This window comes from Neisseria sp. HMSC055H02 (assembly GCF_001813335.1).
Lineage (GTDB): Bacteria > Pseudomonadota > Gammaproteobacteria > Burkholderiales > Neisseriaceae > Neisseria > Neisseria sicca_C.
This window is the reverse complement of sequence record NZ_KV812087.1, coordinates 9811-20113: the sequence shown is the minus strand read 5'-3', so window position 1 is coordinate 20113 and position 10303 is coordinate 9811. Positions and strand designations below refer to the sequence as shown.

Genomic DNA, 10303 nt, shown 5'->3' with positions numbered 1-10303 from the left:
GGTCGTCTGAAAACGTTTTTCAGACGACCTCTTTAGCTGTAACGGTAATTTCATCCCCTACCCTACTCGAAAAGCGGGTAGGCGGCTGAATTGTTTAATCAAGCATCCACCGGCTTCCAGTCCGCACCTTTTACCGGCGGCAGCCAAGATTGCGTACCGCTGGCGGAAAATTCCCACAGGATGTCGGGTAAGCCGTAATGGTCGGCGCGCTTCGGGTCGAGTTGCGTTTCGATTTCGGCTTCGCGGCCTTCACTGATCTGTGTGGCGATGTGCGGATTGATCATGACGGTTTTGCCCAATGCGATAAATTCCGCCCAGCCGGTTTCAAACGCCGCCAGAATATCGTCGGCGGTAAACAGGTTGCCCACGCCGATAAGGGGCAGTTTGCCGTTGATGCGGTCGTGGATGAACTGCATACGGGTTTGCGCCGTATCGCCGCCGCGTCGGATTTTCTTATCAAATTCCCACAAGGAAACGTGCAGGTATTGCAGCGGCTTTTGCACCAGCGCGTCAATCAGTGCGCCTGTTTCGGTCATGGTCAGCCCGTCTTCGCCTGCCTCTTCGGGCGAGAAACGGTAGCCGATGATGAAGTCGTTGCGTTGGTGTTTTTCACGGACGGCGGCAACGGCATCGACGACGGCGAGCGGAAAGCGCATTCTGTTTTCCAAGCTGCCGCCCCATTGATCGCTGCGGCGGTTGCTTTGGGCGGAGTAAAACTGTTGGATTAAATAGCCGTTCGCGCCGTGGATTTCCACGCCGTCAAAGCCTGCGCGAATCGCCAAATCGGCAGCTTGTGCGAAGGAGGCGATGAGTTCTTCGACTTCTGCGGCACTCGCTTCACGCGCACCTTCTTCCTCGCTGGCAGATGCGCTGATTTTGTCGCGGCGGTTGAGTTCCGCCATCGCTTTAGAGCCGCCGTGATGGATTTGCAAAATCGCTTTCGCGCCTTGTTTTTGAATGATTTGGGCGGTTTCTTTCAGGCTGTCGAGGCAGTGTTCGCCCGTAGCTTCAGGCTGTCCTCGAAAGGCCTTGCCGCCGTCTTGAACCAAAGTGGCGGCGGAGATAAAGAGACCTATATCACCTGCACGATTGCCGAGAAATATGCGCTCTTGGTCGCTGATTAAACCGTCGGCGTGCGAACCGAAATGGGTCATGGGCGCAACGGCGAGTCGGTTTTTGACGGTTACGCCGTTGTTTAGTGTGAAAGGTTGGAAAAGCGGGGCGTATTTGGGATTCATTTTGTTCTGTCGAAAATTAATAACTTCGACATAATTGGGACAAATATGGAATTATCAAGAACGAGGTCGTCTGAAAAACACGGCTCCGACGAAACGGAATGTTTTCAGACGATCTTTTGCCAACACTTTTAAGAGCAGCCAACCGGCAAATGAAGGCATCCAAAGGGGTAGAAATATAAATCCTCTGCCATATCCGCTATAATCAACTCTTTTCATCCGACAGGAAGTCAAATGTCCTCCAGCCGTTTCAACCAAACCGGCCCCAAAATCGGTCTGAGCGTGCGCCTTGCGGAAACGCAGGCGGAAATTGAAGCAGCACAACGCTTGCGTTATCAGGTATTCGCCCAAGAACTGGGGGCGGAAATCGAAAGCGACGACGGTCGCGATGTCGATCCTTACGACGAACATTGCCACCACCTCCTCGCATTCGACGACGCCACCGGAGAAGTCATCGGCTGCTACCGCCTGATTACCGAAGAAACCGCCAAAAAAGTCGGCGGCTGGTATAGCGAACACGAATTTGACCTGTCCCCTTTGAAAGACATCTTGCCGCAAACCGTCGAACTCGGACGCGCCTGCACCCATCCCGACTACCGCAACGGCGGTTTGGTCATGCTTTTGTGGTCGGGTTTGGTCAAATTCATGAAAGACGAAAACCTGCGCTTCATGATAGGCTGCGGCAGCATTGATATGCACGACGGCGGCAGCGATGCGGCGGGTCTGTATCATGCCCTGAAATCCAAATACCTCGCGCCTGAAAAATGGTGCGTCAAGCCGCTCAATCCGCTCAAGTGGGACGAAATTACCCCGTCGGACAAACCTGATGTCCCGCCGCTGATTAAAGGCTACCTCAATGCGGGCGCATGGTTCTGCGGCGAGCCTTGCGTCGATGAAGCGTTCAACTGCGCCGACGTGCTCATCATGCTGGACATCACCCGCCTGGCAGACCGTTACCTCCAACGTTTCGCCCCTAAACCATAAAGACCAAAAGGTCGTCTGAAAACCTTTTCAGACGACCTCAACTATTGTGAAATCAGCAAATAATTGATTTTTAGCGGTTTCACCCTATACCAAGATTGCACACACCACAACCTTATGATTGCCAAACTACGTTTTACCTTCCGCCTGCTCTGCATCGGCATCTGCCTGCTTTACGGTATGGCGGAAATGTTCTTCCTGTTTCCCTTTTACAGCAAACGGCGCAAACTGCGTGCCATCCAAATCTGGTCGCTGCGCGTCCTCGCTTCATGCGGCATGAAGCTGGAAACCTTCGGCACGCTGCCTCAGGAAGGGCAGGCACAGTTGTTAATCAGCAACCATATCTCTTGGCTAGACATCATGGCGGTCAACGGCGCATTTCCGGGACGTTTCGTGGCAAAAGACGATGTTGCCAAATGGCCGGTGGTCGGCTATCTCGCCACGCAGGCGCAGACCGTTTACGTTTCACGCAATAAAGGCACCAAAGGCAATACCGCTAAAATCGCCACGGTAACCGAAGCCCTTAAAAACGGCGATACCGTAACCATTTTCCCGGAAGGGACGAGTACGGAAGGTTATGATATCCTCCCGTTCAAGCCCAGCTTTTTCCAAACCGCCTACGACGCAGGTGTTCCCATTATCCCCATGCTCTGCCGCTACCCCAATCCCGACGGTACCAGTCCGAACCTTCAGGCGGCTTATGTGGGCGATACCAGCCTGTGGCAATCCATCTGTATGATCATCAGCCAGCCTTCCAGCAAGGTGGAGCTGCATTTTCTGGAGCCGGTTCCTGCCAAAGAAGACCGCTACGAAACGGTACAAGAAGTACACGGCATCTTGAGCCGGAAATTGAAAGAATTGGGCTAAAGAGTCAAAACAAATGAAAGGTCGTCTGAAAAACAGGAAAACCGGTTTTCAGACGACCTTTTGCAATAAAGGCAGGCAAAACGCTTTTCCCGCCTTATTCACGGACTACCACTTCCCCATACTCCAAGACCGTACGGTTTCCCCATTCGGTCAACCTCTCCAAAACAGGCAGGAAACTCCTGCCGAAATCGGTCAGCGCATATTCCGCCCTCAACGGCGGCCTGTTGCCGAATACTTCGCGCGAGACCAGCCCGCCTTGTTCCAACTGCTTGAGCTGACGGCTTAATACGGCTTCAGTTACCCCGTGCAGGCTGCCGTGCAATTCGCCTAAGCGTTTTACACCGCCCTGCAAATGATAAAGGATGACCGCCTTCCATTTCCCCCCGACCAAATCCATCGCCACACTGAGCGGACAAGGATAGATTTTGCCGCCGAAACTGAAACACTCGCTTTGACACTCTGTCTTCATCCGATACACCTATTCAAACGGATAGTTATTGATTGCAGGTTTTGAAGCCGCCTAAAATCCTATCATCTCCAACATCCTGAAAAGGAATGAAACATGGCACTCGTCATCCTCGCACATCCTGATTTCGCCCAATCCGTCGCCAATAAAGCCGTCATCGGACATCTGACCCGCAGCGGTTTAGACGTTGAAATCCGCGACATCGCCGCACTGTATCCCGACTACCGCATCGATGCCGCCGCCGAACAACAGGCTCTGTTGCGCCATCAAACCGTCTTATTCCAATATCCGCTGTACTGGTACAACATGCCCGCAATTCTAAAGCAATATTTCGACTCCGTGTTTACTTACGGCTTTGCCTACGGCACGGGCGGGGACAAACTGAAAGGCAAAAACTTCGTCGCCAGCATAACGGTCGGCTCCCCCGAACAGGACTACCACGCCGATGGCGACGCGCATTTCCGCGTGTACGAATTCTGCAAAAACCTGGAACAGACCGCCTATTTTACGCAGATGCGCTACATCGACCCGTTCTATTTCCACGGCACATCGCCCGCCTTATACAGCCGCGAAGAAATCCAAAGCAAAGCAGAGGATTGCGCGGAAGGATTGGTAACATTATTGCGGAAATTGGACAAAAAAAGTTAGAGGATACAGGTCGTCTGAAAACGTACAACTTCTGTTTCAGACGACCTCTTATCCATAAAAAACCGCAGGGATAAACCTGCGGTTTGTTGTTTACAATTTGCTGTCTTCGCTGTCGAGAAAGCTTCTGAGGCGGTCGCTGCGGGTCGGATGGCGCAGTTTGCGCAGGGCTTTGGCTTCGATTTGACGGATACGTTCGCGGGTTACGTCAAACTGTTTGCCGACTTCTTCGAGCGTGTGGTCGGTATTCATGTCGATACCGAAGCGCATACGCAGGACTTTGGCTTCGCGCGGTGTCAGGCTTTCGAGGATTTCTTTGGTCACTTCGTGCAGGCTGGTGTACATCGCGGCGTCCGCAGGGGCAACGTTGTTGGCATCCTCGATGAAGTCGCCCAAATGCGAATCGTCATCGTCGCCGATCGGGGTTTCCATCGAAATCGGCTCTTTGGCGATTTTCATGATTTTGCGGATTTTGTCTTCCGGCATTTCCATCAACTCGGCAAGTTTCGCGGAATCGGGCTCTTCGCCGGTTTCTTGAAGATATTGGCGGGAGAGACGGTTCATTTTGTTGATGGTTTCAATCATGTGCACGGGGATACGGATGGTGCGCGCCTGGTCGGCAATCGAGCGGGTAATCGCTTGACGTATCCACCATGTAGCGTATGTGGAGAATTTGTATCCGCGGCGGTATTCGAATTTATCTACCGCCTTCATCAGGCCGATGTTGCCTTCTTGAATCAAATCAAGAAACTGCAAACCGCGGTTGGTGTATTTCTTAGCGATCGAAATCACCAGGCGCAAGTTTGCCTGAATCATTTCCTGCTTGGCGGCTGCAGTTGCTTTTTCGCTCAACACCATGTTTTTGCTGATGTCTTTCAGCTCCTCAATTGAAATGCCGGTTTCTTTTTCCATGTCCGCCAACTCGGTTTGTTTTTCGAGGATAGCGTGGCGGAAGCGGTCAAGCGCGTCGCTCCAGACCCTGCCTTTGGCGACTTCATCTTCCACCCATTTCAGGTTGGTGATCTCAGGCAGAAAGTTTTGTATGAAGTAGTCGCGTTCCATATGGACGCGGTCAAGGCAGATATCACGGATTTCGCGTTCGAGCTTGCGGATGTTTTCGACACGGTTGCGCAGGCTGCCGCTGAGACTCTCAATTTGTCGGGTAGCGAAGCGGACTTCTAATAGTTTGTTGGCGATAGCTTCTCGGTGCGCCAGATAATCGGGGTGGCGGCTGCCGTGTTTTGCTAATTTTTTAATCATTTTGCCGTATTCGCAATCGATGAAGGCGAAGTGATCCAGCACTTTTTGTTTCAATTCGGCAAGATGGGCGGCAGTCACGGCTTCGGAATCGCTGCCGGAATCGTCGTCATCTTCACTATCATCCGCTTCATCTTCTTCACTGCTGCCGGAATCATCGTCGTTTGACGCGCTTTCCAAGTGTCCCAAGCCCAATTCGTTGAGCAACACTTCATTCGGATCGATGATGGCTTCGACCACTTCGTCCACGCGGATTTCATCCTTGCGGATTTGCTCGATCAGCTCGAGGATTTCAGCGATAGAACCCGGACAGGCGGAAATCGCCTGCACCATGTTTTTCAGGGCGTTTTCGATTTTTTTGGCGATGATGATTTCGTCTTCGCGGGTCAGCAGGTCAACCTGCCCCATTTCGCGCATATACATACGCACGGGGTCGGTGGTTCTGCCGAACTCGGAATCCGCGCTGGACAAGGCGGCTTCTGCTTCGGCAACGGCATCGTCGTCGGTGACGGCGGCGGCGTTGTCGCTCAACAAAATGTCTTCCGCGTCAGGCGCCTGCTCGGTCACTTGGATGCCCAAGCCAGAAATCATGCTGACGATGTTGTCGATTTGTTCCGCATCGGACATATCGTCGGGCAAGGCGTCGTTGATTTCTGAATAAGTGATGTAGCCGCGTTCCTTACCCATGATGATGAGCTGGCGCAGGCGGGCGCGCTGCTCTTCGAGGGTCAGCGGACGGTTGTCGTCCTGTTCTTGATAGTCTTCGTGATTTTGGTCTTTAGACATGGATTACTTTCTTGATCTGATGGTGTGCCGACGGTTTGCATGATGCACCTGAAGGCGGAACAGAGTTACAACCGATTTAAATTCAATCTGCCGGGTTGTAACGCTGAGGTCGTCTGAAAGCTCTTTGGAACGGGTGTTCTGCGGGATCATGTTCGCAGCTTGGGACAATGCTTTTCTGACGGCCTGAAGGTTGCTGGATTCGGCAGGGATTGCCGTTCGTTCAATTTTGCTTTGCGGTCAAAAGCGACAGCAAGAGTTTTTTTTCATTTTCATTCAAACCCGATTGCAGGCTTTTCTGCTTGAGAGTTTCGATTTGTTTGTATTTTAACTCGTTAAGGAGTTTCTTCATGCCGATTTGGAAGTTTTCGCGGTCTTCTTCGCCTCCGCCTTCCATTTCTTCAGAATAGAGTGTCGATTGGAAGATTTGGTTCACGGTTTCTTCGTAAGGAGAACCGCGCATATACTCTAAAACCTGCGCGGTAGCAGGTACGGCGGCATGGCTTTTAATGGTTTCGGCGAGATTGGCAAGGCAGGCGAAATCGCCGTCCAATGCCACATAATCGGGCAGGTCTATATATGCAGCCCAATCCGGATTTATCAAGAGGCTGCGGATTTGCCGTTGCACCAGCGTCAGCATGACAGGTTGTTTGACGGAAATCGGAGGCAGTTTGTAGCTTTTTTGTTTGACGTGCCGCTTCGGCGCTTCCTGCCCCAGCAGTTGGGCGAGATTGTCGGGATCGATGCCGACCAGCTCGCTAAGCCGTTGTTTCAACAGATAAGCCAATGCCGGCGCGGTAATCTGCGCCAAAAGCGGCGAACTGGTTTTCACCAATTCCGCCTTACCTTCCTGCGTATTGAGATTGAGGTCGTCTGAAAGATGTTCCCAGAAATATTCCGACAAGGGCTTGCTTTGATTCAACAGCGCGTCTTCAAATTGCGCTTTTCCGTAGGCGCGGATGTAGCTGTCGGGGTCGTGTTCTTCCGGCAGGAATAAAAAATGCAGCGATTTATCGTCTTTCAACTGCGGCAACGCGTTTTCCAACGCGCGCCAAGCCGCCTTCCGCCCCGCGCTGTCGCCGTCGAAACAGAAATAAATACTGTCCGCCTGCCGCATCAGGATTTTGACGTGTTCCGCCGTCGTCGCCGTGCCCAAAGCCGCCACGCCGTAGCCCACGCCGAACTGCGCCAGCGCGACCACGTCCATATAGCCTTCGACCACCAAAATCCGACCTGCGTCTTTGACCGCAGCACGACCTTCATACAATCCGTAAAGGTTTTTCCCCTTATCAAACAGAGGAGTATCGGGCGAATTCAAATATTTCGGCTTCGAGTCATCCAACACCCTGCCGCCGAAACCGATTACCTGCCCGCGCGGATTGCGGATAGGAAACATAATCCGATGACGGAAGCGGTCGTAATGCCGACCCTCATTGTCAATCACCATCCCCGTATCCACCAAAGCGGTATTCGGGTACGGTTGGAACACTTGCGCCAAAGGCTGCCAGCCGTCGGGGGCGTAGCCCAAACCATAATGCGCGATGACTTCCGCGCTCAAGCCGCGCTTGTCCAAATAAGCTTTCGCCGCCGGATTGAATTTCAACTGTTGCGCATAAAAATCAGCCGCCGCAGCCGTCGTTTCCTCCAACGTCTGCTGTTTTTTCTTACGTTCGGCACGGACTTCGGGATTATCGTTCTGCCCGCACACTTTAGGCACAGCCATGCCCACACGGTCGGCAAGAAACTGCACTGCCTCCGGAAACGACAGCCCCTGATGTTCCATCACAAAACCAATCGCCGAACCATGCGCTCCGCAACTGAAACAATGATAAAACTGCTTCGTCGGACTGACTGAAAACGACGGCGTCTTTTCCTTATGGAACGGACAACAAGCCATATAGTTCGCCCCGCCCTTCTTCAGCGGAACCTGCTCGTCGATAATATCGACAATATCGACTTTGGCCAGAAGCTCGTCAATGAAATCGGATGGAATCATAGTTCGGCGGATGCGTATGGACGGGACAAACGTTTTCAGACGACCTTTTTATCTTAAAGGTCGTCTGAAAACAGAATCTCGAATCGGTTTGAAAACAAGGTTCGTATTATAACTTGGATTCGGGATAAAAAATAATCGATATAAAAACAAATTACCAATTCTTAAATGTAATAAGCATAGTGATAAGATTATTACTACCTCCTCGTTAGAACTCAAAAAATATCAAACAAAATTAGATAATTGAAACATCACAAGTAGTAAATTGAGCCCAAACCAATAATTAAAGGTCATCTGACACTTTCAGACGACCTTTACCACACCTCCCATTCCAACATAAGTTAATAATCCCACACCCAATCAAATCATACTTTCAATCGCATTGAGAATCATAAATATCTAAACATTTTTACCTAAAGACGCAATTGCTAAAAGTATAGAAAATCTACTATCATATTGGATTATTGACCGTATCGAGTTTATTTTAATTTTAAATAAATAAGTCCGTATCGGAACGCGTGTATAAAGCGTAAACCTAAGTTAACAAATTACATATATAACTTTCTTCAACAACATGGAGTCCATGATGATTTCCTTCCTCGCTTCCAAACAAGGGAAACCGGTACCCGAAGCCGAAGTGCATGATCGCTACAACCGTTTGCGCTGGCAAGCCTTATTTGGAATTTTTATCGGCTACGCTGCGTATTACATCTTGCGCAACAACTTCCTTTTATCATCTCCTGATTTAATTCGAGATTTCGGCTTTACCAAACAAGATATTGGTTTCGTATCCGGCACAATGTTGATTATTTACGGCGTCAGTAAGGGCTTGATGTCGGCGTTAGCAGATAAATCCAACCCGAAACATTTTATGATTTTCGGCTTGGTCATGTCCGCATTAGTCAATTTGATGATGGGCTTCACCACGGCATTTTGGATTTTCTTTTTGCTGTGTATGCTCAACGGTATCTTCCAAGGTATGGGAGCAGGTCCGGCTTATGTTGTCTTAGCAAGTTGGTTCCCACGCAAAACGCGCGGTATCACAACGGCAGTATTCAATATTTCGCATAATGTTGGTGGCGGTCTGGTAGCCCCTATTGCCGGCGGTGCTGTTGCCTGGTTGGGTGAGACTCATTGGCAGTCGGCACATTTCGTTGTACCCGCAGCTATTGCGGCCGTTGTAGCAGCAATTGTTTATTTTGCAGGAGTCGGACGGACTTACAACGAGGGATTGCCACCGATGAACGAAATCTTGGGCAACTCTCATGAAGAACTAATCGCAACCAAAGAAGAAAACGTTGATCTGACCACATGGCAGATTTTCAAACAATACATCCTTAAAGACATCAATGTATGGTTTGTATCGTTTATTGACGTATTCACCTATATGATACGTTTTGGCGTTTTGACTTGGCTTCCACTGTATCTCTTGGAAACTAAAGGCTTCTCCAAAAAGGATATGCATCTTGCCTTTGCCATTTTCGAATGGGCAGCTATCCCTTCCACGTTGCTGGCAGGTTGGATAACTGATACATACTTTAAAGGTAAACGTATGCCTTTATCCATCATCACCTTAGTAGGCGTGGGCGCATCTATCTTCTTGTACCGAAACGGTACCAGCTTGTCTACGGTAACTATCGGCGCAGGCTTGGTGGGCTGTTTGATCTATGTGCCTATGTTCTTGTCTTCTTTGCAAACCATCGAATTAGTGCCTTCATTTGCTGCAGGTTCGGCAACAGGTCTGCGCGGTTTGCTGAGCTATGTATTAGGCAGCGCGGGCGGTACTGCTCTGTTTGGTATTTTAGCCGACAGATTCGGCTGGGATGCCGGTTTCTACCTACTGCTCTTCGCCGTTGTCGGCTGTATTTTCTGTTGTGCCATGGTACATCGCGGCGTTTTGAGACTGGAGGCTCAAAAAGCAGCTGGAACAGCTTCGCAGTAATCCTTTCATGACGCTCAAAACACCCCGAAACAGGATGAGTTTTACTGTTTTGGGGTGTTTTTAAGGACTAATGCAGATTAAAGCTATACTTGGCACATATAGTAAATTAACTTTAAACCAGTACGGTGTTGCCT

The 10303-nt window shown here is 50.4% G+C and carries 8 protein-coding genes; 4 read left to right on the top strand and 4 right to left on the bottom strand.

All coding sequences use genetic code 11. The features are described from left to right. Positions 1–98: 98 nt before the first annotated feature. Positions 99–1238 (bottom strand): NADH-dependent flavin oxidoreductase, encoded by a 1140-nt coding sequence (locus tag HMPREF2907_RS04305; protein WP_070680416.1) that lies wholly within the window; start codon positions 1236–1238, stop codon positions 99–101. A gap of 231 nt (positions 1239–1469) precedes the next feature. On the opposite strand from HMPREF2907_RS04305, the gene HMPREF2907_RS04300 reads away from it, so the two are divergent. Both HMPREF2907_RS04300 and HMPREF2907_RS04295 read left to right on the top strand, forming a co-directional pair. Then, positions 1470–2219 (top strand): GNAT family N-acetyltransferase, encoded by a 750-nt coding sequence (locus tag HMPREF2907_RS04300; RefSeq protein ID WP_070680413.1) that lies wholly within the window; start codon positions 1470–1472, stop codon positions 2217–2219. 114 nt (positions 2220–2333) lie between these two features. Beyond that, positions 2334–3083, top strand: a complete 750-nt coding sequence (locus tag HMPREF2907_RS04295) for a lysophospholipid acyltransferase family protein (RefSeq protein ID WP_070680410.1) — start codon at positions 2334–2336, stop codon at positions 3081–3083. Positions 3084–3177: 94 nt separating this feature from the next. Here HMPREF2907_RS04295 and HMPREF2907_RS04290 read toward each other — a convergent pair whose 3' ends face one another. Next, positions 3178–3552 (bottom strand): winged helix-turn-helix transcriptional regulator, encoded by a 375-nt coding sequence (locus HMPREF2907_RS04290; protein ID WP_070680408.1) that lies wholly within the window; start codon positions 3550–3552, stop codon positions 3178–3180. Between the two features lie 93 nt (positions 3553–3645). On the opposite strand from HMPREF2907_RS04290, the gene HMPREF2907_RS04285 reads away from it, so the two are divergent. Then, positions 3646–4197: an NAD(P)H-dependent oxidoreductase gene (locus tag HMPREF2907_RS04285; protein WP_070680404.1), complete on the top strand. Its 552-nt coding sequence runs from the start codon at positions 3646–3648 to the stop codon at positions 4195–4197. A gap of 90 nt (positions 4198–4287) precedes the next feature. Here HMPREF2907_RS04285 and rpoD read toward each other — a convergent pair whose 3' ends face one another. Both rpoD and dnaG read right to left on the bottom strand, forming a co-directional pair. Further along, complete coding sequence (gene rpoD, locus HMPREF2907_RS04280; RefSeq protein ID WP_070680402.1) at positions 4288–6237, bottom strand: RNA polymerase sigma factor RpoD; 1950 nt, start codon at positions 6235–6237, stop codon at positions 4288–4290. A gap of 220 nt (positions 6238–6457) precedes the next feature. Continuing rightward, the gene (dnaG, locus tag HMPREF2907_RS04275; RefSeq protein WP_070680401.1) at positions 6458–8230 is read right to left on the bottom strand and encodes a DNA primase; all 1773 of its coding nucleotides are present in this window, start codon (positions 8228–8230) and stop codon (positions 6458–6460) included. Between the two features lie 580 nt (positions 8231–8810). Between dnaG and HMPREF2907_RS04270 the strand changes: the two genes are divergently transcribed. Next, entirely contained in the window at positions 8811–10169 is a 1359-nt protein-coding gene (locus HMPREF2907_RS04270; protein ID WP_239650750.1) for an MFS transporter, read from the top strand. Positions 10170–10303 lie beyond the last annotated feature (134 nt).

What these genes read in the sequence shown, in the direction of transcription:
- HMPREF2907_RS04305 (WP_070680416.1), bottom strand. Translation starts at nt 1,238, where the DNA reads ATGAATCCCAAATACGCCCCGCTTTTCCAACCTTTCACACTAAACAAC.
- HMPREF2907_RS04300 (WP_070680413.1), top strand. Translation starts at nt 1,470, where the DNA reads ATGTCCTCCAGCCGTTTCAACCAAACCGGCCCCAAAATCGGTCTGAGC.
- dnaG (WP_070680401.1), bottom strand. Translation starts at nt 8,230, where the DNA reads ATGATTCCATCCGATTTCATTGACGAGCTTCTGGCCAAAGTCGATATT.
- HMPREF2907_RS04295 (WP_070680410.1), top strand. Translation starts at nt 2,334, where the DNA reads ATGATTGCCAAACTACGTTTTACCTTCCGCCTGCTCTGCATCGGCATC.
- rpoD (WP_070680402.1), bottom strand. Translation starts at nt 6,237, where the DNA reads ATGTCTAAAGACCAAAATCACGAAGACTATCAAGAACAGGACGACAAC.
- HMPREF2907_RS04285 (WP_070680404.1), top strand. Translation starts at nt 3,646, where the DNA reads ATGGCACTCGTCATCCTCGCACATCCTGATTTCGCCCAATCCGTCGCC.
- HMPREF2907_RS04290 (WP_070680408.1), bottom strand. Translation starts at nt 3,552, where the DNA reads ATGAAGACAGAGTGTCAAAGCGAGTGTTTCAGTTTCGGCGGCAAAATC.
- HMPREF2907_RS04270 (WP_239650750.1), top strand. Translation starts at nt 8,811, where the DNA reads ATGATGATTTCCTTCCTCGCTTCCAAACAAGGGAAACCGGTACCCGAA.